This window comes from Chloroflexus sp. (genome assembly GCF_034434295.1).
Lineage (GTDB): Bacteria > Chloroflexota > Chloroflexia > Chloroflexales > Chloroflexaceae > Chloroflexus.
In genome coordinates, this window is record NZ_DAOTZQ010000074.1 from 1 (window position 1) to 23,921 (window position 23,921).

General features: G+C 55.4%; 14 protein-coding genes. 6 read left to right on the forward strand and 8 right to left on the reverse strand.

Translation table 11 applies throughout. The features are described from left to right. Positions 1–356: 356 nt before the first annotated feature. On the reverse strand, positions 357–851 hold the full coding sequence (locus tag VAE57_RS10730) for a ferritin (protein WP_322821875.1): 495 nt from the start codon (positions 849–851) through the stop codon (positions 357–359). 169 nt (positions 852–1,020) lie between these two features. Here VAE57_RS10730 and topA point away from each other — a divergent pair, with 169 nt between their 5' ends. After that, the gene (topA, locus tag VAE57_RS10735) at positions 1,021–3,351 is read left to right on the forward strand and encodes a type I DNA topoisomerase (RefSeq protein WP_322821876.1); all 2,331 of its coding nucleotides are present in this window, start codon (positions 1,021–1,023) and stop codon (positions 3,349–3,351) included. 502 nt (positions 3,352–3,853) lie between these two features. Here the strand turns inward: topA and VAE57_RS10740 are convergent. Both VAE57_RS10740 and VAE57_RS10745 read right to left on the reverse strand, forming a co-directional pair. Further along, the gene (locus VAE57_RS10740; RefSeq protein ID WP_322821877.1) at positions 3,854–4,843 is read right to left on the reverse strand and encodes an arsenic resistance protein; all 990 of its coding nucleotides are present in this window, start codon (positions 4,841–4,843) and stop codon (positions 3,854–3,856) included. Between the two features lie 258 nt (positions 4,844–5,101). Then, positions 5,102–5,815 (reverse strand): isochorismatase family cysteine hydrolase, encoded by a 714-nt coding sequence (locus VAE57_RS10745; protein WP_322821878.1) that lies wholly within the window; start codon positions 5,813–5,815, stop codon positions 5,102–5,104. A 445-nt stretch (positions 5,816–6,260) separates the two neighbouring features. On the opposite strand from VAE57_RS10745, the gene phoU reads away from it, so the two are divergent. The 3 genes from phoU (at position 6,261) to VAE57_RS10760 (ending at position 13,083) form a co-directional block, all read left to right on the forward strand. After that, entirely contained in the window at positions 6,261–6,920 is a 660-nt protein-coding gene (gene phoU / locus VAE57_RS10750; protein ID WP_322821879.1) for a phosphate signaling complex protein PhoU, read from the forward strand. A gap of 270 nt (positions 6,921–7,190) precedes the next feature. Further along, positions 7,191–10,784 (forward strand): methionine synthase, encoded by a 3,594-nt coding sequence (metH, locus tag VAE57_RS10755; protein ID WP_322821880.1) that lies wholly within the window; start codon positions 7,191–7,193, stop codon positions 10,782–10,784. A 526-nt stretch (positions 10,785–11,310) separates the two neighbouring features. Continuing rightward, entirely contained in the window at positions 11,311–13,083 is a 1,773-nt protein-coding gene (locus tag VAE57_RS10760) for a choice-of-anchor Q domain-containing protein (protein WP_322821881.1), read from the forward strand. Here the strand turns inward: VAE57_RS10760 and VAE57_RS10765 are convergent. Together VAE57_RS10765 and murJ are read right to left on the reverse strand one after the other, a co-directional pair. Next, a complete protein-coding gene (locus VAE57_RS10765; protein WP_322821882.1) occupies positions 13,057–15,222 on the reverse strand; it encodes a diguanylate cyclase in 2,166 nt (721 codons plus the stop codon). The genes VAE57_RS10760 and VAE57_RS10765 overlap by 27 nt on opposite strands. Positions 15,223–15,337: 115 nt before the next feature. Further along, entirely contained in the window at positions 15,338–16,798 is a 1,461-nt protein-coding gene (gene murJ / locus VAE57_RS10770; RefSeq protein WP_322821883.1) for a murein biosynthesis integral membrane protein MurJ, read from the reverse strand. Positions 16,799–17,071: 273 nt separating this feature from the next. On the opposite strand from murJ, the gene VAE57_RS10775 reads away from it, so the two are divergent. Further along, positions 17,072–18,406 carry a DUF58 domain-containing protein gene (locus VAE57_RS10775; protein WP_322821884.1) on the forward strand — a complete coding sequence of 445 codons (1,335 nt, stop codon included), beginning with the start codon at positions 17,072–17,074 and terminating at the stop codon, positions 18,404–18,406. Between the two features lie 117 nt (positions 18,407–18,523). After that, complete coding sequence (locus VAE57_RS10780; protein WP_322821885.1) at positions 18,524–19,759, forward strand: M14 family metallopeptidase; 1,236 nt, start codon at positions 18,524–18,526, stop codon at positions 19,757–19,759. Here VAE57_RS10780 and VAE57_RS10785 read toward each other — a convergent pair. From VAE57_RS10785 to VAE57_RS10795, 3 genes are all read right to left on the reverse strand, one after another. Then, a complete protein-coding gene (locus VAE57_RS10785; RefSeq protein WP_322821886.1) occupies positions 19,756–20,346 on the reverse strand; it encodes an acyltransferase in 591 nt (196 codons plus the stop codon). The two genes, VAE57_RS10780 and VAE57_RS10785, sit on opposite strands and share 4 nt — an antisense overlap. 19 nt (positions 20,347–20,365) lie before the next feature. Continuing rightward, positions 20,366–20,944 carry an AAA family ATPase gene (locus tag VAE57_RS10790; RefSeq protein WP_322821887.1) on the reverse strand — a complete coding sequence of 193 codons (579 nt, stop codon included), beginning with the start codon at positions 20,942–20,944 and terminating at the stop codon, positions 20,366–20,368. Positions 20,945–21,215: 271 nt separating this feature from the next. After that, complete coding sequence (locus VAE57_RS10795) at positions 21,216–23,825, reverse strand: hypothetical protein (protein WP_322821888.1); 2,610 nt, start codon at positions 23,823–23,825, stop codon at positions 21,216–21,218. Positions 23,826–23,921: the final 96 nt, after the last annotated feature.

Consider the following 23,921-nt stretch of genomic DNA (forward strand, 5'->3'; position numbering starts at 1 on the left):
CCCGTGGTGCGTGGTATGGAGTGCGGCAGCGTGGCTGCCGCACCAGCCGTGCGTACCGGCAGGCGCTGGTCGCAGCGGTTTGCCGTGCCGATACGTGAGCCTGGTGAGCGGGGAAGGATGAAGGGGTCGGGATGTTCGCCCCATCACCCACCAACCAGCGATGACCCTGATACAGCACCTGCACGATGTAGTGCTAGCCGTCGATAGGGGCGACGCATGCGTCGCTTCTATCGGTACGACAGGAACCGTATGGGCACGGCACACCGTGCCCATACGACCACGCCGACGATAATCTACCGACTCGTCGGTCGTACATCTACGTATTGAACACTACATTAGGCGTTCTCTGTCCTCCGCTACTCATCTTCGCGTTCGGCCAGCTTTCGGTCAAGCATCAACAAACCAACGCCATCATTACCGATGAGTTTAAGGTGCTGAATGATCTCGTCAGCGTTCTTCTCCTCTTCAACCTGCTCATCGATAAACCACTTCAACATACTCATCGTGGCGTAGTCGTTCTCCTGGGCGGCCAGTGCATAAATAGAATGGATCGACGCTGTAACCCGTTGTTCATGCGCCAGTGCATGCTCGAAGGCGTCAAGTGGTGAGGCATACTCGTTCTGCGGCTCGTCAATTGCACCGAGGGTTACTCTCCCGCCACGGTCATTCACGTAGTCGAAGAAGCGGAGAGCGTGCTCGCGTTCTTCTTCGCTCTGGATGCGGAACCAGTGCGCAAAGCCGGTCAATGAGAGCGACTCGAAGTAGGCGGCCATAGCCAGATAGGTATACGAAGCGGCATATTCATAGGTGATCTGGCGGTTCAATGCCTGTTGAATCTTCTCACTAAGCATGGGGGTTCTCCTTTGCTGCAAAACCGTACTATTATGATACAACATCTTTGCTCGGGTTACCTGCTCTTGCCCCCGAATCGTTCTTGACAAGCTGGCACGGGCCGCGTATAGTGCGAGAGCAAGATGGACGAGACTGAAAGACTGACATTACATAATAATAGGAATTATCATGGGTGAAAAAGTTGTGATTGTTGAGTCGCCGGCAAAGGCGCGGACGATTCAAAAATATCTGGGCAAAGGCTACAAGGTTGCTTCGAGTATGGGGCATGTGCGTGATCTGCCCAAGAGCGGCCTTGCAATCGATATTGAACACGATTTTGCGCCTTCGTATGAGATTGTCAAGCCAAAGGTTGTCAGTGAGCTGAGCCAGGCTTTGCGCAACGCCGAGGCGGTCTACCTGGCGACTGACCCGGATCGGGAAGGTGAGGCGATTGCCTGGCATATTACGCAAGCGGTCAAGCTACCGAAGAAGACGCCGGTGTATCGGGTGGTCTTCCAGGAGATTACCCGCAATGCTGTGCAACAGGCGCTGCAACAACCGCGCCAGATCAATCAGAATCTGGTGGAAGCGCAGCAGGCCCGGCGCGTGCTTGATCGGCTGGTCGGCTACCAGTTAAGCCCGTTGCTTTGGGATAAAGTAAAGCGAGGCTTAAGCGCTGGACGTGTGCAGTCGGTTGCCGTGCGCTTGATTGTCGAGCGTGAACGGGAGATCGAGCAGTTTCAACCGCAGGAATACTGGACTATCGAAGCCGATTTGCTCAAAGAGGCCGGTGTTGCCCCGCGCGATCTCTTCCGGGCGGTTCTGATTGAGCGCGATGGGAAGAAGCTCGAAAAGTTCTCAATCGAGAACCGCGAACAGGCCGAGGCGATTGTGGCCGATCTGCAGGGGGCGGCCTACGCCGTCGTGCGGGTGACGCGGCGTGACAAGCGGCGCAGTCCGGCACCCCCATTTACCACCAGCACCCTGCAACAAGAGGCAGCGCGCAAGTTGGGCTTTAGTGCCAGGAAGACGATGACCCTCGCCCAGCGTCTGTACGAAGGTGTTGATATTGGTGGTGAGGACGGGATGGTCGGTCTGATTACCTATATGCGTACCGACAGCGTCCAGGTTGCTGCGGAAGCGCAAACCGAAGCGCGTGATGTGATTGGCAAGCGTTTCGGCAAAGAGTATCTGCCCGATCAGCCGCCGGTGTACAAGACGAAGGCAAAGGGCGCCCAGGAGGCGCACGAGGCGATTCGGCCAACCAGCAGCGCCCGCTTGCCCGACCAGTTGAGTGGAAAGCTTGAAAACGATTTGTGGCGGCTCTACGATCTGATCTGGAAGCGGTTTATTGCCTCGCAGATGGCACCGGCAGTCTTCGATAGCACAACCGTTGACATTGCTGCAACACCGGTCGTTGCCGGTGCGCCGGCCTACCTCTTCCGCGCCACCGGATCTGTGCTCAAGTTCCCCGGTTTTCTCGCCGTCTACAACGTAAGCCTCGATGAAGGCGAAGAAGACGAAGACAGTGAACGGCGTTTGCCGCCATTGGCTGAAGGGGAAGTGCTGCAACTGGTTGAGTTGTTGCCGATCCAGCACTTCACCGAACCGCCGCCACGCTACACCGAGGCCAGTCTGGTGAAAGAGCTGGAGCGGCTTGGCATCGGGCGGCCCAGTACCTACGCCTCTATTCTCTCGACAATCCAGGAACGTGAATATGTCGAGATGGTCGATAAGAAGCTGATCCCGACGACGCTGGGGCGGGTGGTGACCGATTTGCTGGTAGAGCATTTCGGCAACATTGTCGATTACGATTTTACCTCGGCTCTGGAACAGCAGCTTGATGATATTGCGGAAGGATCGAAAAAGTGGGTACCGGTGCTGCGCGAGTTCTATGGCCCCTTCCGTTCAACGCTTGAACAGGCGCAGCGCCAGATGCGCAATGTCAAACGCGAAGAGATCGTCACCGATCTCGATTGTCCGAAGTGTGGTCAAGGGAAACTGGTGATTCGTTTTGGCCGGAACGGTGAGTTTCTGGCCTGCTCGCGCTACAACCGCGAAGGCGACGGTGAGTCGTGCGATTTTACCAGTGATTTTCACCGTGATGAACAAGGCCAGATTGTGATTGACAAGGCCAGTACACCTGAGACGAGCGATGTACTGTGTAATATCTGTGGCCGGCCCATGGTGATCAAAAAGAGCCGCTTCGGTCCCTTCCTCGGCTGTTCGGGCTATCCTGAATGCAACAACACCCGCCGGATCGGGCGTGACGGCAAGCCGGTACCGCTTCCCGAACCGACCGGTGTGCAATGCCCGAAGTGCGGCGAGGGTGAGTTACTGCGCCGGCGAGGAAAATTTGGCCGTCCGTTCTACGGCTGTTCGCGCTACCCGAAGTGCGACTACATTACCAATACGCTCGATGAGGCGCAGGCAGGTGAGGCACCGGCAGAGCCGGCAAAGAACGAGCCTGCATTGCCCTCACCCCCTCGTTCGTCAAAGCGCACCCGCAAGATTGCTTGAGTACTCGTCTGGAATCTATATTGGCTTTACCTTATGGGCAGGCGGATATAACATCTTTGCCTGCCCTGTGCGCATCTGGCTGCCAGCTCGCCCTTCTGGTTGTGAGAGCTACCCCCCGGCGATGCGCATTGGTATCGAGGGTGTTGGATTAAAGTGCGATAGAAGCTATCGCTCGTGATCGCACCATCACGCTGGCGGTGTTCGCCGCTGAACAAGTAGCCGAATCTCTTTCCGGCGGGGATACTGTTTCCAGTCGGGTTGCTCGTAGCGCGTCGTTTGGAGTGCGGCAGCCATGCTGCCGCACCAACCATGCTCATGAACAGGTGCAGATTGTGGCGGATTCCTTGCCGGTACGTGACCCCGGTAAACGGTAAGCATGAACGCGAGCGGAAGTCCATCTCTCTGGGTGATTGTACCGGTGCAGCGTTGACAACGTAGCAAAGCACCATGCAAGGGTTAACAGGTGGCGAGTGATCGTCTCGGCGATGATGCCCAGGATTGGTCAGGAATTGATATGATGTTGTCCCTGGTGTATTGGAAATAGCTTTTGGGGAACAAACCACAAAAAGACGATCATCCCGACCAGTTCCACCAATGACTGAAACACAATGGTGACGACGGTAAGATCATAGACTGGCGGTAATGTCAACGCAATTGGCAGCACCACAAACGAATTGCGGGTGCCAAAGCTGAAGGCAAGCACTCTCCCTTGCGAAGCCGGTAGCTGCAAGCCGACGGCTAGTGTATAGCTTAGTAAGCAGGCAAGGGCCAGAAAACTGGCAAAGATCAAAAGCAGTGGCAACAGCATCCTGAAACTATTCAGGACAGTGTTGGCCTGCGTTGCGGCAACGGTAAAGAGTACCAATCCCAGCAGAGGGATAGGGAACATCGCTAACCGCTGCAACCAGCGTCGGCGTGCGGGGTTTGTGGCTAACGATCCTTCAGTTGCCGCTGCTGCCAGTAGCGGAAGGCCAATTAACGCTGTCGCTTCCCCAATAATGTTCGGTGAAGCCATTAATATACCGGCTTGATCGCCGAGAAACAACCAGATGTACAGAGGTAGACAGAGAAATTGCAACAGCAGACTCAGCGGCGAAAAGGCAATGGCATATCGTGTATCACCACCGCCAAGATGGGTAAACGTGATGAACCAGTCCGTACAGGGTACCAGCAGAACGAGGAGAACTCCCAGACGTAGCGCCGGGTTGTCGGGTAACCAATGGATCATCCCCCACACCAGCAGCGGAATGATCACAAAATTGCCGGTCATGACTGCGATCAGAAAGCGTCGGTCGGCGAATACGTGCGGTAGATGTGCGAGCGGTACCTGCGTAAACGTTACATACAGCAGCATAACAAGCAACGGCCACAGACCAGCTTCAATAGCGGAAAGATGATGCGGAAAAAGCACCCCGGTCGCTAAACCGGCTTCGATGGCGATAAGATACACCAAAATCTGATAGCGTTCGATAGTTTGCTGAAGGGAAATCACAATAGTCCGCACTCCTGCACAACGAATAGCTTGACCTCTGCGTAAAGTTTGTCGAACGTTCACGAAAGCGAGGGCAACATACAACTTCATCCTGCTGTATTGAAGATACCGGCGGTCACTTGCCGGGTTGTGGGACATAAAAAATGTAGCACAGGACGCAGCCTGTGCTCTCTGGGTTACTACCCTACCACAGCACCGGCTCTAGCCGCTGCCCGCCGGAGCACGAACCGGCTAGAGCCTCGCCATTGCCATTACCGGCTACGCAATATTCATGACTTCCACACCATTCTGTGCCATATGATGCAGGAAGAGGACATGGTGCAGATCGCCGTCGTGAGCGTAGATGCCGAGGTTGCGTGCGACTTCTACCGGCGTGTCAAACGTATCAACCGCGTTTGCCGCCACAATAACCCGCCGCTTAAGATTGAGCGCATTCGCCTCCAGACGCAGGTGCATAGCCGCACTATACACACAGAGATCGGTGCAATCACCAACCAGCACAAACGTATCAAGCTGGGGATGCTCGGCCAGCCACGGCCCAAAGCGGGTACCGAGATGTGAACTAAGCGAATTCTTTTCAATCACCACAATCTGATCGGCGAACGGCAACTCGGCCAGCTCACGAATCGTCTGGCTCTCGGCAGTACCGGCGAGGCAGTGGGGTGGATAAGCGGCAAATTCTGGTGTCGCCGGATCGTGCGTATCCTGCGTTAACACGAACGTGCGTACCCCCAGGTCGTAAGCGCGCCGGAAGAGGTGCACAACCGGCTCAATCAGAGCACCAACCCGTGGGCCGGCCAGTGGCCCCTCCTTGCAGAAGCCATTGATCATATCAATCGAGCAGAGAGCAACGCGCTCTGGGGTATTACCAACAATCGTCGCCAGATCGACCTGGGGAAGGCTCATGTACCACGCCTCCAGATAGGCGAGAAATGGTGTACTGCGCTGGGCCAGGTCTTTAATTGCGGCCATAACTCCCCTCCTTTCTTTGGTGTAAAACTGACACTATTCTACCACGCTTTGATCATACAGTCAAGGGGAGATTGGTGGGGGACTGAGCAAAGAGATCGGTAGACAACAACCAGTAGCGCAGACATCTTTCCCGCACACGAACATGTCAACTCCCTTCTCTCTCCTAATTCTCTATTTCCCCTCTCCAGGTGCCATCATCACCGGTTTGCTTAATGCGGCTTCCCTCTCCTCTCTCCTACTCCCTACCTCCTCTCTCTTATCTCCCCTCTCCTCTCGCCTATTTCCTCGCTCCTACCTCCTATTTCGCGCTATAAATCCCGCGCCACACTGATGAGGTTTCAAGTATAATGAGAGCATCTTGGACTGTTCAGTACCGGTTTGTCCAACGTGGTGGTGCAGGTACACGTGACATCGAGCCATACCAGGCTGAGGGAGGGATACGCAAATGGTGCGCGAGCGATATATTCGGCAGATCAGTGCCCTGCGCGAAGATTTGCTGCGGATGTTTAGCATGGTCGAGCAGCAGTTGCTACGGGCGATTCGCTGTCTGGAGACGTGGGACTCGACGGCTGCGGCTCAGATTATCAACGATGATCGGCAGATTGATGAGGCCTGGCGTGCGCTCGAAGAGAGTGTGATTCACGTGCTGGCCACCCAACAGCCGGTAGTAGCTTCTGATTTACGTCTCACCAGTGTGGTGTCGGCGATCGCCAGTGAGCTAGAGCGGATTGGTGATTACGCGAATAGTATTGCCAAACGGGTACGGCGTGCTTCGCGGCGCGCAGTCTTCATTCCACCCCCTCCCCAGATTCACGAGATGGCGCAGTTGGCGCTGCAAATGTTGAATACCAGCCTGGAGGCGTTTTTGCGGCAGGACGCTGATCTGGCCCGCTCGCTGACGGCGCACGATGAACGGGTTGATGAAATGGAAGATACCCTGCGCGAGTTGATCATTGCCGAGGCGCGGCAAGACCCGGATCGTTTTGAGGCAGCGCTTGATCTCCTTGATATGGTGCATGCACTTGAGCGGACTGCTGATCGGGCGACAAATATCGGTGAGCGCGTGATCTATCTGGTGACGAACAGTCAGACGACATTGAATTGAAGTCGATCTACCCTCGTTCGTTCCGGTGATGATGGTGACGAGTGGCAGTTGATATTCGTATGAGCCACTCTCACCCTGGCAGGTACGCGCTGCGATACGGGCATACTCATTGCTGAATGTCACTGCGGGTTGGTTGGCCCGCATCCCTTTGAAATCCTGCTGCATATCGGGTATTATTGCTACTAGATGTGATGAGCGCCGGCGCTTTGGATCATCGCCGGCGCTCGTGTGTGAGTCTGGCAACGGTTATATATTCCAGGTGAGGCAACTGTGAGTCGACCAACCTATCTTCAGGCGTTAGCCGAACGGGTTTTGATTTTCGACGGCGCAATGGGCACCTCGATTGATACCTTCGACCTGACAGCCGCTGATTACGGGGGCGAAGCGACATTTGGTTGTCGTGATTATCTGGTGATCACGCGCCCTGATGTGATCGAAGCGATCCATACCTCTTTTCTTGAGGCTGGCTGTGATGTACTTGAGACGTGTACGTTCCAGAGCACCCGTCCACGGCTTGCCGAATGGGGGTTGGGCGAACGCACGGTCGAGATCAATCGGGCGGCTGCCGCGTTGGCCCGTCGTGTTGCTGATCGGTTCGCCGCTCGTGATGGTCGGCCACGCTATGTTGCCGGTTCGATGGGGCCAACCGGTAAGTTGCCCTCTTCCGATGATCCGGCGCTGAGTGATATTACGTTCGCTGAGCTGTCGGATATTTACTACGAGCAGGCAATCGGTCTGATCGAGGGTGGTGTTGATCTGCTGCTAGTCGAAACGAGTGTTGATATTCTTGAAGTCAAAGCTGCCCTCGACGGCATTCGACGGGCGAAGATTGATCTTCAGCGACCCGATATTGCGGTGCAGGCTCAGGTGTTTCTCGATCTGTCGGGTCGTATGTTGCTCGGTACTGATGTGCCGGCCATGATCGCGACGCTCGAAGCAATGCCGGTTGATGTGATCGGGTTGAATTGCAGTACCGGCCCCGAACATATGCGGGCGGCAATTCAGTATCTCACTGCCCACTCGCGCAAACCGATCTCGTGTATCCCCAACGCCGGCTTACCGCTAGAAGTTGATGGCCGCACGGTCTATCCAATGGAGCCAGAGCCGTTTGCGGCTATCCTGGGTGAGTTTGTTCGTGAGTATGGAGTTTCCGTGGTTGGTGGTTGCTGTGGTACCCGTCCTGCCCACATTGCCCGCTTGCGCCAGATATTGGGTGACATACCGCGCCCGAAGCAGCGGCAGGTTGAGTATATTCCGAGTGTGAGTTCGGGGATTCGGGCTGCCGCCCTGCGCCAGGACGCAACCTTAACCATGATCGGTGAGCGCCTGAACACCCTCGGTTCACGGAAGGTGAAGCGCTTACTGCTGCGTGATGATTACGATGGCGCTCTGGAAGTCGCCCGTGAACAGGTTGAGAGTGGCGCGCATATGCTCGATGTCTGTGTCGCTACGACCGAGCGCAGTGACGAAAAAGAGCAGATGACGCGCCTGATCAAAAAGCTGACGCTCAATATCGAGCTACCGCTGGTCATCGATACCACCGAGGCCGATGTTCTCGAAGCGGCCTTGTCGATCTATCCCGGTCGTGCGCTGATCAATTCAGTCTCACTTGAAGGTGGTCGTGGCGCCAAGATTGATAAGGTGTTGCCGCTGGCAGCCCGCTACGGTGCAGCCGTGATCGCGATGACCATTGATGAAGAGGGCATGGCCCACACTGCTGAACGCAAGGTTGCCATTGCCGAACGCATCGCCCGCATCGCTCAAGACGAATACGGTATTCCTGCCGAAGCACTGGTGTTTGATGTGCTGACCTTCCCGATAACGACCGGTCAGGAAGAGTTGCGCTATTCGGCTATCGAAACACTGGAAGGAATTCGCCTAGTCAAGCAACGCATCCCCGGCTGTTTCACCACGCTCGGTGTCAGCAACCTGAGCTTCGGCGTTGCCCCGCATGCCCGTGCTGCGCTCAATTCGGTCTTTCTCTATCACGCTGTAGCTGCCGGCCTGGATACCGCGATCATCAATCCGGCGCATGTTACCCCGTATGCTGAGATCGATCCGGCTCAGCGCGAAGTGTGTGAAGACCTGATCTTTGCCCGCCGCGAAGATGCACTGGCGCGCTTCATCGCCTATTTCGAGCAGCATGGGGCTTCTCAGGATAATGAACGCGAAGACCCGACTGCTGCGATGACAGTTGATCAGCGTCTGCACTGGAAAATCCTACACCGAAAGAAGGAAGGAATTGAAGACGATATCGATCAGGCGGTTGATCAACGCTTGCAGGCTAACGGCTTGCGCTTGAGTGATCCGGCAGCAGCGCTACGCAACGAACACGGCACCTCACCGCAAGGGCAGGCTGCGGTTGATGTACTGAATACGGTTTTGTTGCCGGCTATGAAAGAAGTTGGCGATCTGTTTGGGGCCGGTCAGCTCATCCTGCCGTTTGTTTTGCAGAGTGCCGAAGCGATGAAGAAGGCGGTTGCCCGCCTTGAACGCTACCTTGATCGGATCGAAGGCGCAAGTAAGGGGAAGGTAGTGCTTGCCACCGTGTACGGTGACGTTCACGACATTGGCAAGAATCTGGTCTACACCATTCTCTCGAATAATGGCTACACCGTCTACGATCTCGGTAAGCAGGTGCCGATTAATACAATTATCGAGAAAGCGCTCGAAGTACAGGCCGACGCCATCGGTCTCTCGGCGCTGCTGGTGAGTACCAGTAAGCAGATGCCGCTCTGTGTCCAGGAGCTGTACCGCCGGGGCATTCATATTCCGGTTCTGGTGGGTGGGGCGGCGATTAACCGCCAGTACGGTCAGCGGATCACCTTCGTTGATGATGAAGAGCCGTATCCTGCTGGAGTCTTCTACTGCAAGGATGCGTTTGAGGGATTGGAGACGATGGATCGCCTGAGCGATCCGGCGACACGCGAACAGTTTATTGAGCAGACAATTCGCGAGGCGGCGAATGTGCTCCATCGGCGCGTAACCGGTCGGGTTGCGCTCACCGAATTGGGTGAAGCAGCAAAAGCCAGTGCTGATGGTGTGCGCTCGGCTGTGCGTACCGACGTACCGGTACCGGTGCCGCCGTTCTGGGGATGGCGGGCAACCAGCCGTATTCGCCTGAGTGACGTTGTGGAGTGCCTCGACCGCAACAGTCTGTATCGCTTACAGTGGGGTGCAAAGAACGCTAAAGGTGCCGAGTGGGAGCGTCTGCGTGCCGAATTCGATCAAAAAGTCCGTGAGCTGATCGCCGAAGCCGAGCGCGATGGCTGGCTTCAGCCACGTGTCATCTACGGCTATTTCCCGGTACAGAGTGATGGGCTTGAATTGATTGTCTACGATCCGGCAGATCGCCGTCGTGAACTAACGCGCTTCGTCTTTCCGCGCCAACCTGCCCGTGAACGGCTCTGCATCAGCGACTACTTCCGCAGCGTGGAGAGTGGAGAGTACGATCTGGCAGCGTTCCAGATTGTCACCATGGGTAGCGCGGTTGATGAGCTGGTTGAAACCCTGCAACAACGCGGTGACTACAGCCGTAGCTACTACATCCACGGCCTGGGCGTCAGCCTGGCCGAGGCGCTGGCAGAGTATACCAACCGCATCATCCGCCAGGGTCTGGGCCTTGATGAACGGCGTGGCAAGCGCTACTCGTGGGGCTATCCGGCCTGTCCTGATCTGGCCGAGCATGCCAAACTCTGGCAGATTTTGCCCGGCGAAGAGATCGGGGTAACGCTGACCGAAGCCTTCCAGTTGGTGCCTGAGCAGAGTACGGCTGCCATCGTCGTGCATCATCCAGAAGCGAAGTACTTCAGTATCGGCAGCGCACTCGAACGGGCAGAGATGGATCAGCGTGGTGATGATTAGGTGTGGTTTGCCTGGAGTGGATAGGGGCCGGTTGTTTGAGCGATTCCGTAGGGGTGGGTTCTGAACCTGCCCCTACGGAATCCGCCCTGCGGAACCTGCCCCTGCCAACCCGCCCCTACGGAATCTGCTCTTACGGAACCCGCCCATCCGTAGCATGCAGATGATCCTTACGGATCGTTGCCGAGGAGATGGATTGTCACCGTTCACCCCCTGGCTGGTGGCCGGCAGCGATGCACCGTACCACTCAGGACGGACGTGATAGTGGGTAGCCGCTAGTTCTTATCGACGCGCTACGTCACGCCTCAAGACAGCATCTCAGGTTATCCCCATCCTCTGTGCCCTCCGCACCTCTGTGGTAATAAAGGTAGCAACCTGGTTACATTACTATTTTGTCATCCAGTACTCCCTTTCTACCCTCAGTCCTATATGCATATATAGCCAAAAAGTCATGTAGACCTGCCTGAATATGCTGGTTATCTTCAAGATGAACGAAACTTCATCTCACACCAACGAGGTAGGGTTTGCAATGACGAAAATTTCATATTCGGTACGCTGGCTGATCGCCCTTAGCATCCTGCTCATCTGGACAGCAACACCCGTTCGAGCTGCTGGTGTCGTCGGCAATGGTACCCCAGCGAGCTGTACCGAAGCCGCACTACGGGCTGCTATAGCTGGCGGCGGTCGGATCACCTTCAACTGTGGCCCTCAACCTGTCACTATTACCCTCTCCAGTCAATTAGAGTTGCGTCAGGATACCGAGATCGACGGCGGTGGCCCTCAACAGGGTGGCCGGGTGACGCTGAGTGGTGGTGGACGTACCCGGATTATCTGGCTATACAATGTGACCCTCACTATTCGTAATCTGACTCTGGTTAATGGGCGAAGTGTGGAAGGGGGCGCAATCCGTTCGGCGGGTCTCAATGCCCGAGTCTTCATTTACAATAGTATCTTCCGTGACAACGATAGCACTGCCGGCACTGATGAAGAGGGCGGCGGGGCGATCTCGATGCACTTCGGTCAGTTGCATATCGAAGATAGTTTGTTCGAGAATAATCGGGGCATTAACGGTGGTGCCATCTATAACCTGCGTTGTCCGATCACTGTGCTGCGCTCGATATTTCGGAATAATGATAGTTCGCACGGCGGTGTGGTAGCGAATTTCGGCTTCGGTGGCGCCATCTACAACGATGGTGCCGGCCCGCGCGATGTTGGTGGACGAATTCTGATTCGGGACAGTATCTTTACCGGCAATAAGGCTCGTAACTTTGGTGGTGCGGTGTATTCATACCTCTACCATCCTGATCGCTCTGAAATCGAGCGTAGCTTTTTTGCCGATAACGTGGTGTACCTCAACAGTAATGGCCGGGCGAGTGGTGGTGCGCTGGTTCACCATAATGGGCCATTAACCCTACGCGACTCAACCTTCGTGAATAATCGCTCTGAAGATATTGGCGGAGCTATTCTGGTCGCACAATCGACATTCCATGCGGGCTGGAATACCGCTTTGTTGAGCAATTTGACCGTCGTCGGTAATCGGGCCGATGCGCCGAATGCCGATAAGGGGAACGGCGGTGGTCTTTACTTCAGCGGTGGTCAGGCAACGGTCGTGAATGTAACTGTGGCGCATAATTACGCAGATCGGCTGGGTGGTGGTATTTACAATACCTCGAACAACAGTGCCGATGTTGAGTTACGGAATGTCATTGTGGCTGCTAACCGAATCGGTAGTTCACACGACTCGGTGCAATGCTTCGGCACGTTTCGCGGTAGTCGTAATCTGCAAAGTCCGGTTGGTCGGGCCTGTACTTCCGGGATTTCGCAGGCCGATCCGCGAGTTGATACAACAGTTGCCGCTCACGGCGGCCCAATGCCTACGCTTGCCTTGCTGTCCGGTAGTCCGGCGATCAACGCCGGTGCCAGTTGTCCCCCGACCGATCAGCGCGGTGCCCCGCGGATTGGCGCCTGTGATCTCGGTGCGTTTGAGTATGGCTCGGCTGCCCCATCTGCCAATCTCGAACCACCGACATTGCTTGGTTTGAACAGCAATGGTGGACCGCTAGTCCAGCTCTCATTTACGCCGGTCAATGGTGCAGTGCGCTACGACGTCGAAGCACGACGCTCTGATGGTGTGGTCTGGATGTTGCCGCTGCTCAACAACAGTGTGTTGCTCGATCAGGGTCAGTATACGTTACGCCTGCGTGCCTGCAATGATCTGGTATGCAGTGATTTCAGTAATGGGGTGGGCGTAACCGTAACGCAGTCCCCCATCAAGTCATTCATCCCCCTGGTCGGGCGGTAGATCGGCAAAATCAATCACGCGATTGCGTCCGCCGCGCTTGGCTGCATAAAGCGCGGCGTCGGCGTTTTGGATGAGGGTGGTGATGTGATACTCACCTCTCTCATACGTAACGTAGCCAATCGATATGGTCACCGGTCCTATCAGTTGGTTGGCAAACGTGATTCGGCGCTGCTGTACCGTATTGGCGAGTTGCTGTAAGCGGGTACGGGCAGTTTCCCGATTGACTCCTGGTAGTATCAGGACAAATTCCTCACCACCGTAACGACATGCCAGGTCACTTTGCCGTAGATACCCGCGAAAAAGTACGGCCAGTTCGCGCAAGAGAACGTCGCCGGCGTCGTGGCCATACGTATCGTTGAATTGCTTAAAATGATCAATATCAATCATCGCTATGGTCAGCGGTAACTGCTCGCGCTGCGCCCGGTGGAGCTCACGCGGCAGACTGCTCTCCAGATAGCGGCGATTGTAGAGGCCGGTCAGGGGATCGATGATCGCCTGCTCGCGTAGGGTGGTTCTCAGTTCGAGGTTGGACAGCGCCAGTTTGATCGTATCGCCGGTCATAACAATCAGTTCGCTTCTTGGTAGCTCCTCACCGGCAATGTGCAACAGACCGTAAATTTCACTCTGCACAACAAGAGGGATACAGGAGGTGCAGGCCGGGGTGTTGCTGTGAATATGTGGACAGCGAATACTTGTGCTGGTGCAGGTGCGATGGATTAATCCCCGGCGTAACGCCCAACATTCATCGATGGTCATGGTTGGCGGTGCATGGGCTGCTTCGCCCCATTGGGCCAGTAAATTGAGATTGGCCTTTCCGGCCTGACGTACCATTAGATACCCACTCTGGCGCGGAAAGATGCGTTGCAGACTGAAGGAGATGACCTCCGCCGCTTCCGTTGCGGTCTGACAAACCTGCAAGAGGTCGTGTAATTCGTTGACCATCATGATTTCGGCTGTCTGGCGGCGAGCTTCAACGATGGCTTGTTCGAGGCGCTGATTGGCTTTCATCAGCAACTGCTCGAAATGACGACGCTCGCTGATGTCGCGGTTGACGGCTACGATGCCGGTGGGTGTGCCTTGCTCATCACGGATCAGGACAACTACAGAATGGATCGGCACATATTGCCCATCGCGTCGCCGTTGCTCAACTTCACCCTCCCAGCGTCCGCTCTGCCACAGGATTGCCGCAGCATCTTCGGCATTGGTGTCGGCGAAGCGTGTTTCAAGACGCTCACCTAATTGCCGACCAATCATTTCGTCAGCCAACCAGCCGTATATGCGTTCGGCACCACGGTTCCAACTGGTAACGACATAATGGAGATCGGTCGCAATAACGGCATCAACAAGTTGATCAAGGAGTTCGGCTTGCTGACGTATCTTTTGATCGAGCTGATGCTGAGCAGTCATATCACGCCAGATCGAGACGAAGCCATTGGCGAGCTTGCCGGCGTGCAATTCAATATGCCGCTGCACACCATGACGATCAAGCAGGGTCGTGGTTCGTCGTACCGGTGCTCCTGACTCAACCAGGTGACGCAGACTGGCAAAGGTGCCGTCGTTGGCTAATTCGGGCCAGAGATCGAGCATGCGCTGGCCGAGCAGTTCTTCGCGTCGATACCCGGTAATCTGGCACATAGCAGCATTGACGACCATGATTTGCGCATCGACGATCTGGTTGCGCGGGTTGCGGATGACTTCATACATGCCAAATGGATCGGGCAGTGTTTCAATCGCAGCCCGAAAGAGCGTGTCGCGTTCTGTGGTCGGGGAGGTGCTGGCGTAGCCGAAAATCCACTTACGTACCGAGTCTATCGTGATCGATTGCAGGTGATAGGTGGTTTTGTTGATGGTTATCGTGACATGCTCACCATCAAGAGCGCGTTGATAGTTCTGTCGCCACCGTTGGTGCTGGGTGACATCACTTTCGTCCGGTAGCATGAGCGCTCCGGTACGAATCGGAACAGGTATACCGGGTGGAGCTTGAGTAATAAAAGCCGGATTAGCGTAGACGAGAAGATGCCCGGTATTGACAATCCATACTGCGAAAGGCAATTGCTCCAGGATGTCAATTGCCGCTACAGTGCTCAATTCCGGCCAGCGCGACTCAGGGGTATCGGATGGAGTGGTTGCTGGTGTCATCGCGCTCTCCTGCGACGCGAGATCGATGCTTTTTTATATCATAATTCATTCCTATCATATTAAACGAGAAGATTTATTGATACTCAGAGGTAATCAATAAACTCGATCCTGATAGTTACCTCTGTTGATTGCTACCCTGCTCGTGATCTGCCGTGCATCGTATGACCGGTACAGTTGAGTCGCCGATAGTATGCCATTCCGTCACCATATACAACCGTCTCCACAAGATGCCGCAGAGAATACTTACTTCAACAATTCCGCTGGCAACAGTAGCTATCGGCACTGCCAGCACTCCCACTATCGGCCATAGCAAGGTTGCCACGCCAATCCGGCTCAGCAACTGAGCACCGTTGGCAAGTAGTGGGGTACGGGCATCACCGAGGGCTACCAGAGCACGCCCGGTGATCTCGACGATGACGTAGATCGGTAGCCCAAGCGCAAAGAGTTGGAGAATGGCAAAAGTCAGATCGCCCGCAGCACTATCGAACGCTCCACGCTCGAAGATTAGACGGATCAACCAGCGTCCTCCGCCGATCAGGGCGAGTGCACTCATTGCCGCGAGGAAAGCCGCAGTTGTGATGGTGGTCAGCCAGCATTGCTGAAACAGCTTGCGATCACGGCTGACCGCCGCTGCAGCGAGATACGGAAAGGCAGCCTGACCAATTGCAATGCCGCATAGCCGTTGCGGCAGGTGACCAAGCAAGAGCGCGTTGTGCATCGCACCTAAGCCGGCAGCCTGACCACCCAGGCTGGCAATCGCTGTGTCAACGATGGCATTGCTGTAGTTAATAGTGCCTGAAATGGCGCCGGGAATGGCCAGGCGGAGTGTGCCGCGTACCAGTGGGTCGTTGATCTGCCAGGCCGGACGCACATGCAAACGATGGTGCCACAGACCAGGAATCAGAATCAGCAGTTGAATGACCGAGTCGCCGAGCGAGCCGATGGCGACAGTGATAATGGTTGGTTCCGGCATCAACAGCGTGAGAATGATCATCGTATTGCGCAGGGCAATTCCGGCTGCCGGTAAGAAGAACTGGCCACGGGCAATCAAGACCGCACTGAGCACGCCTTCAGCGACCAGGAGCACAAGTTCGGCGAGCATAATTCGGGTCAACAACGTAGCCAGCCCCTGCGTCTGCGGATCAAGTCCTGGCGCGACGAACCAGCGGAGCAGCGGTGGGGCAGCCAGCCAGAGGACAAAGGTAATGGGTATGACAACGACCAGCATCAGGGTGAGCACCCGGCTTACCAATAGCGAGATTGTACGCTGATGGGTACGTGCAGCCAGTAACAGGTGCGGCACCAGCGCATTGGTCAATGCACCACCGGCTATCAGGGTACTGATCGTTTCCGAGAGACGAAATGCTGCGTATAACGCTGCCGCCTCTTCACCAATCCCAAAGTGCGCGTTGAAGAGTATCTGGCGCACGACACCCAGGGCGGCTGAGATGAGGAAGGCTGCCATAAAGATAAGCGAACCTTCTGCAGTGGAAAGCGGCAGGGTTGGCCATTCCCGCAGCGGCACGGTGCGGAGACGGTGCCAGATGGTTGATGGAAAGTATTTCTGAAAAAGCATGTCGATGATATGGAAATGAGTTGTAACTGCTATCTATCAGATTGTATGCCCGTCTTGGTATGGCAGGCAGTTGTCGTATCATCCATCAGATGAGGCACAGATTGGAGTCTGTGCTATTGTTCCTGTGGTGCCCGTCAGATGTCACCGGATCACCCCGATACGTGCTCACCGAATGGGTAATGTCGCTATGACTCCTGCAATCGTTTTCTCCGCATGGTGATCCCAGTCGATTATAATAGATCAGGGCAAAGCTGACCATATGAAACAGACTGTATGCTTCCAACACCACGCCTTCTCATACTCGTATTGCTGGCTGTGCCATTGATTGCCGGTGCAGCGTTTGTACCGTATCTGGCCTGGGTCGCAGTCATCTACCTGGTGGTAGTTGGTGGTGTACTGGTCAGCGATGTCCTGCTCTCACCGCGACCTGACCAGATTGACATTGAGCGACTACACGAGTCGCGTCTTTCTCTAGGCACGGCCAATCTGGTCACCATTCTGGTAGCCAATGCCTCGGCCCGACCATTGCGCTTTGTTGTGCGCGATGAGTATCCGGTCGAGATGCCGGTTGATGTTGATCTGCTGCCGGGCGAAGCCGGGCCGTTTGGTCTCTGTGAGCTGCGTTATCATCTGCGCCCACAACGTCGTGGTGATTATCAGTTTGGTGATATTGTCATGCGTTACGACGGAGTACTCGGTTGTCATCGGCGGCAGGTGCGGTTTCCGGCAAGCCGACCGGTGCAGGTCTACCCAAATCTGCTGGAAGTGCGCAAATACGATCTGTTGATCCGACGCGGTCAATTACGCACGATTGGTCTGCGCTCGATCCGGCAATTGGGGCAGGGGGGCGAATTTGAGCATCTGCGCAATTATACGACCAACGACGAGTATCGCCGGATTAACTGGAAGGCTACTGCCCGGCGTGCGCAGCCAATTGTCGCCGAGATTGCGGCCGAGCGCAGTCAGCACGTCATTGTAGTGATTGATGCCGGGCGATTAATGGCGGCACCGGTGGCAGATCCGGCGCATCCTGATGATCCCGGTCTGACCCGCCTCGACTACGTTGTGAATACAGCGTTGATGCTCAGTTTTGTTGTCCTTGGCAAAGGTGATTATGCCGGTATGCTCACCTTCACCGGTCAGGTTGAGAACTTTATCGCACCACGCAAGGGTAAGGCACAGTTCCATCGCCTCCTCGCTGCGCTCTACAATGTCCAGCCGCAACTGGTAGAAGCTGATCTGCCGGCAGCCTTAACCTATCTCGATCAACACCAGCAGCGGCGTGCTCTGATTGTTATTTTTACCGATCTCTCGCATCCGGCGGCTGCCCAGCCGCTTATTAGCCATCTGCGCCGGTTGTCGCGCCGGCATTTACCGCTGTGTGTGACGATTAATGATCCCAACATTACCGGCGTTGCCGGCCATCCGGTACAGGATAGTCAGGCTCTGTTTCGCCGGTTAGTCGCAGAACAGTTGGCCGATGAACGGCGAATGATCCTTGATCAGATACAGCGCAGTGGTGCGCTGACGCTCGATGTGCCGGCGACGGCCCTAACCGTTTCGGTTGTGAATACCTATTTGCGCCTGAAAGAGGAAGCGCGGCTGTAAGAGGTTGTTTTTCTACTCGTTGAGATGACCCTAATCGGGTCTGGTACTGAGACTGGCATGCAATATCTCGTCATTTTCTTGTTCGTTACCACCACCTGGTGGTCATGGTTATCACCGATGCAGACATTGCCTGTCCGCACGGTCGAGATTGGCCGTTCGGCTGAGGGGCGTCCGATAGAGGCGGTCGTGTTTGGGGATGGTCCACGTAAACTGGTCGTGATCGGCGCTACGCACGGTGCGCCGGAGGCCAATACCTATCAGTTGGCGCTGGCGCTGATCGAACATTTTCGCGCCAACCCTGCCGCTATCCCGCCCGAAGTACGTCTGGTCATTATTCCGGTTTTAAATCCCGATGGTCTGGCCCGGGGCTGGCGGTTTGATGCTGCTGGTGTTGATCTGAATCGGAATATGGACACGTCCCACGATGCCTGTCCAGATAACGACTGGCGACAGCGTGTGCAGGGTGCGCGAGGGATTGTCTCGGATACCGGCGGTCCTTACCCCGACTCACAGATCGAGAGCAGGCTCATCCGGGCCTTCTTGCTGGATGCGGCAGGGGCCATCTTTCTTCACTCGAACGCTGGATTAGTCTTTCCGGCCAGTTGCGAACATCCGCCCTCAATCGCGATGGCCCAAATCTACGCTGCGGCTGCTGACTATCAGTATGCCCGCTTTTGGGATCGCTACACGATTACCGGCGGTATGCACGATTGGGCGGCTGGTCTGGGGATTGCCGCGATTACCCCGGAACTGGTGACCGGTAATCAGCCGGAAGTCGCCGAGAATCTGGCCGGCTTGCAGGCCGTTTTGCAGCATGCGAAAGATGTCTTGCTCTTGCCCGAAGCGGGAGAAATTAATAACATCACGGTACCGGCTGTGATCTATCGTTTCTGGCGTGCGCTTGGTGGTGAAGCGCGGTTTGGGGTGCCATTAGCACCGGCTGAGGCAACGACAACCGGCTTCCGCCAGCGCTTCGCTCGCGCAGTAATTGAGATTGATGAGACGCAGCGCGATACCGTTCGTTACGTGCGCATGGCATCCTTGGGTAGCGAGGCGATGACCGCACGTGCGTATGGCGGAGCCGATGCAATTGGGGAGGCCATTTCCTGGCCTGCCGGACCATTCGCTGACTTCTGGCAGCGAAACGGCGCCTATCTCATGTTTGGTGAGCCGCTGAGCGAACCGTTCGAGACCCGCCTGGCCGATGGCAGTCGTCGTATTGCTCAGTACTTCACCCGTGCAGTCTTGCTGCTTGATCCGGTCACCGGTCAAATCGAGCTAGCGCCGCTCGGCTTGTGGGACGCGGCGCGTGCTGAACTTGTTCTGCCTTCAACGTCGCAGACGATACGTTAACTGTTCTCTTCAATCACCGTCACCCGTCCACATGCCGGGCAGGTGCGTGCCTCGCTCTGGCGGATTGGGCCACCTGGCAGACGTACTCCGCATGGGCAGACATAACCGGCCAGCCGGGCCGGATTACCCATCACCAGTCCATAATCAGGAACATCACGGGTAACGACCGATCCGGCGGCAACCATTGCGAAACGTCCAATTGTCACCCCACAGACAATGGTCGCGTTTGCGCCGATACTGGCGCCGTACTTCACCAGGGTCGGGGTGACCGTCCAATCCTCCAGACCTTTCAACGTACCGTCAGGGTTGATTGCACGGGGTGTTTTGTCATTGGTAAAACAGACATGTGGTCCGACAAAGACGCCATCTTCTATGGTGACCCCGCGAAAGACCGAGACATTGCTCTGAATCTTGACGCGGCTCCCAACCCGAACACCTGCGTCGAAATAACAGCCTTTACCAATAATCGACTCGCTGCCAATAACCACATCTTCGCGAATTTGCGTCCAGTGCCAGACTCGCGTATTATCGCCGATTTGGGCCTGTGGATCGACCGTTGCGGTAGGATGAATAATAGCCGGCCTCATGGTGATGATCTCCTCGCTACTACAAGACAGCGGTGCCTGATTGCAAATGCTGGCGTACCCATTGCACGATAGCATTCATATCGATCTGTTCGGGAAAGGTGGTGTCAACCGTCAGCAATGGCCCGCCGAGCGGTAATGGTGGAATATCGCCGCGGCTTCGCACCAGTTCGAGATCGTCCGGCGATCGATCATCACAATGGCCGGGGTGACGCGCTCCCTGCGCGATCCGAGAGAGGATACGTTCAACCAGGACATCACCGCTGGCAACACAGCGGATCTGGATCGGAGTAAAGGGGGCAATTGTGTGCAGGTTTTGCATCCGCTCGGTATCGAGGTCTACCCGAAAATTGCTCTCCATAATCAGCGACTGACCACTCTGCAAGATTGTTGCCGCAGTATGGTAGAGCATCATGATCGCGGTTGCACCCACCCGGCGTGACCATTCCCGATCCGACCTTCCTAACCCATCGAACATCAACTCCTTGAAGGTATCTTTGCTCAGCAACGGGAGGCGTAAGCCGGTGGCTAACGCTTGCGAGAGAGTGGTTTTACCGGTTGCCGGATGACCGGTCACGATGATCAGAGCTGGTGTTTGCACAGATTTTATTATATCAGGTGACTGGCAATCTGCGCGGACTATCGAAGCAAGGATGAATAGTGATGAGATAATACTGTACTTGTACTACAGTTGTATACGGCGATAAAGTCTCCTTGCTTTCCCCCAAACAGAGGTCATGTACGAAAGTGACAACAAAAGAATGCCATACTTCTAACCATATCCATGCCAGCCATAGCAGACACAGGTACTGGGGAAGATAATTCTTCCCCAGTACTCACTACGATTACCCTACACCCCAATTTCCACTCTGTTAGCGCTGGATCACCGGTACAAAAATGTCATAACTCGACGGATTGGTGTTCGGCGGTGCCGTAATCGTGACGGTCCGAATGATACCATTCGGCGGTGAAACGTTTTCGCCCCGATTGTTGCTGCGTCCCTGTGAGTCTTCACCGGTAAGGGCATTGTAATCAACAACAATCCCAATGTCGTATGTGCCTGGTTCACCGAAGATCGCATTCCAGTCAACAGGCGTACCCTCACTTGCGGAGACCCAACTGGTGAACGGAACGGTATAGGTAGCCCCTGCATCCATTACTTCTTTCGGCACTTGTGCCGATACCGTCGCACAGGCCGGGGTCGCACCTGCGCCGGCGTTCGGATCAGGTGCCGGCACTGCCGTTAATGCCGGTGTTGATGGATTGGTTCGTTTTGCGATACAGAGATCGACAAAGAAACCACCACCACCAACGGCGGCCACCACACTACGGGTAGCACTGAGATTATCATTGCGCAGATTCCGTAGCGTGAGTGCAATGTTCGTAAAGCTCCCATTATTCGTCTGGACGTTGAAGGTGTCGATTAAAATATCGGGCTTCGCTGCCACGACCTTCTCAACCGCGAAGTACAGCAGTTTCGGCGTGTATGAATTCAGGCCAGGGTCTTGAATGAACTGTGCTCGATACTGCATACAGGTCGCCTGAATCTCTTCATCGGGGAAGGCATTGATCAGGCGCACAACATTTTCGCCGTTTTGGGAGCGTAACACAGGATCGGTGGTATTTCCATCAAGATCACGCCAGCGTGATGGGTTGCTGGTGGATGTTGATGGGTTGAAATCGCTCTCGCGACAGGTACCACTCGTCACCACTGCCCGGAACTGAATCCGAATATCAGCTTCAGGGTTGGTTAGTGGTGGATTCAGATCAGCAAACCACTTCATTGCCAGGAGCCGCGAAGTTTCTCCCTGGGTCAAGACAGAAAATGGTTGTGAGTAGTACCAGCCTTCTGAGGCGCGTACTGTGCCGGTTGTCTCGCTTGCACCACCGACCCCGCCCACAAAGATGGTGTTAGTTGGCTGGTTTGATTGATTTGAACCACCGATAACATACATCCATGCCGCATTTGCCTGCGCCGAACCATTTGATGGTGGTACAGCCGGTACCAGCGCAACAGCCGCATTGAGTCGACGATTCGGTTGAGGAAGAACATAGTCATTATTCTCGTCAAACCCTACGAAATAGTTACTGCCACCGGTTAAATCTTCGAGCAGGAATTGATCGTTGTAGATGGCAACCGGAATAGTCGCCGTAGCCCCGGCAGCTCCCGGCGTGCCCGTTGATGTCGAGCCGGTCACGTAGTAAATTCGGTTATTGAAGCTAATGCCGGTAACACCCTGACGTCCCTGAATACTGATCGCCTGGCTACCGCCGCCACCGGTACGGGCAACCTGGTTTGTCCAGGTCAGTACGCCGGTCGTTGGATCGATGTCGGCCCGGTATACTGATGTATTCAGTGTCGTACACTCAATATCGGTACACCCCCCAAGCAGGAAGATAGCATCTTTCTGTACCGGCACGCCACCTTCGATACGGGTTGTGCTGGCTGCGATAGCCGTGCCGGAATGCAGGGCAAATGGCAGATCGGACAGTCTGGCCCAGACGGTCGCCGATCCGGCAGAGGTTGGGTGGACAAGATCACCATTGGGGTCAACTTTGGTGTAGAAGACGTAAGGATAAATATCTTCTTGCAAAAGTTGAGCCGGTGCAATGCTTAGTCCGCCGATGGCATAGATGAAGTCGTTCCCAGCGCTGGTACGCACGTGAACGACCTGTACATTTTGCACCCCGCGTAAATTGGGGGAGTTTACATTAGTGATGATATTGCCATTACCATCGAGGGTCGGAAAACGCCAACTGTCCGAAGCGTTCCAACCAGTGAGCTCACCGTTTGCGTTTACTGTTGCCCGTTGCACCAGATTGGTGGAAAAGTCGTATAGCAGGCAGTTAGCATCGTACATACTGCCACCGATCACAAAGATGTAGCCAAGATTTGTCCCGCTTGAAGCCGGTACAGCAACTGCTCCCGCCCGTGATCGTCCTGCCAGAGGTGTGTCGCAATCAGGGCCGGGGTCGGTGGGTTGGATCGGAAATGCAGCAAACGTGTCGTTACCATTAGGATACGGCTCTGCCCGTGCTTCCAGTTCACCGGATTCCTGATCAACAATACCGCGATAGACGTAGGATGAACGGTTGTCCTCGTTAGCAATCGGGCTGGTAGCGCCACCGACCACAAACAGGTATCGATCCAGGGCGACGACCGGCGCATCACTCAATGCCTGTGGCAATATTGCAGTAGCAGTACGCCAGTTGTTGCGGTTCAGGGCTCCTGCAGGTGCCAGCTCGATGGCGCCGATCTGATCAGGGTTTGCTGGTGAGTCAGGCGTTGCTGCGACGACTGTGCGTTGGAATATCCCACCGGCAAACTCGGCCTGGGTATTGTCAATGATTTCAGTCACTCCAGTTTCATCCTCGAGTGCCTGCACAGCAACCGGTGGCAGAAGTACAAGCAGTAACGCAGCACCGATGAAGAAGAATGCAAGCAGGCGTACTGATCGGTGCCAACGTGGGTCAACTCTCATTGGGAACCTCCTCGCAGCCAGTATGAAACTGATAGCGTGGTTGATGGGGAATGACGACAGATAATATAAAAGCCGCAGAGACGCGCAATGGCATCT

Excerpts from the sequence above, each read along its gene's own strand:
- VAE57_RS10730 (WP_322821875.1), bottom strand. The coding sequence starts at position 851 with ATGCTTAGTGAGAAGATTCAACAGGCATTGAACCGCCAGATCACCTAT.
- topA (WP_322821876.1), top strand. The coding sequence starts at position 1,021 with ATGGGTGAAAAAGTTGTGATTGTTGAGTCGCCGGCAAAGGCGCGGACG.
- VAE57_RS10745 (WP_322821878.1), bottom strand. The coding sequence starts at position 5,815 with ATGGCCGCAATTAAAGACCTGGCCCAGCGCAGTACACCATTTCTCGCC.
- phoU (WP_322821879.1), top strand. The coding sequence starts at position 6,261 with ATGGTGCGCGAGCGATATATTCGGCAGATCAGTGCCCTGCGCGAAGAT.
- VAE57_RS10760 (WP_322821881.1), top strand. The coding sequence starts at position 11,311 with ATGACGAAAATTTCATATTCGGTACGCTGGCTGATCGCCCTTAGCATC.
- VAE57_RS10765 (WP_322821882.1), bottom strand. The coding sequence starts at position 15,222 with ATGACACCAGCAACCACTCCATCCGATACCCCTGAGTCGCGCTGGCCG.
- murJ (WP_322821883.1), bottom strand. The coding sequence starts at position 16,798 with ATGCTTTTTCAGAAATACTTTCCATCAACCATCTGGCACCGTCTCCGC.
- VAE57_RS10775 (WP_322821884.1), top strand. The coding sequence starts at position 17,072 with ATGCTTCCAACACCACGCCTTCTCATACTCGTATTGCTGGCTGTGCCA.
- VAE57_RS10780 (WP_322821885.1), top strand. The coding sequence starts at position 18,524 with ATGCAGACATTGCCTGTCCGCACGGTCGAGATTGGCCGTTCGGCTGAG.
- VAE57_RS10785 (WP_322821886.1), bottom strand. The coding sequence starts at position 20,346 with ATGAGGCCGGCTATTATTCATCCTACCGCAACGGTCGATCCACAGGCC.
- VAE57_RS10795 (WP_322821888.1), bottom strand. The coding sequence starts at position 23,825 with ATGAGAGTTGACCCACGTTGGCACCGATCAGTACGCCTGCTTGCATTC.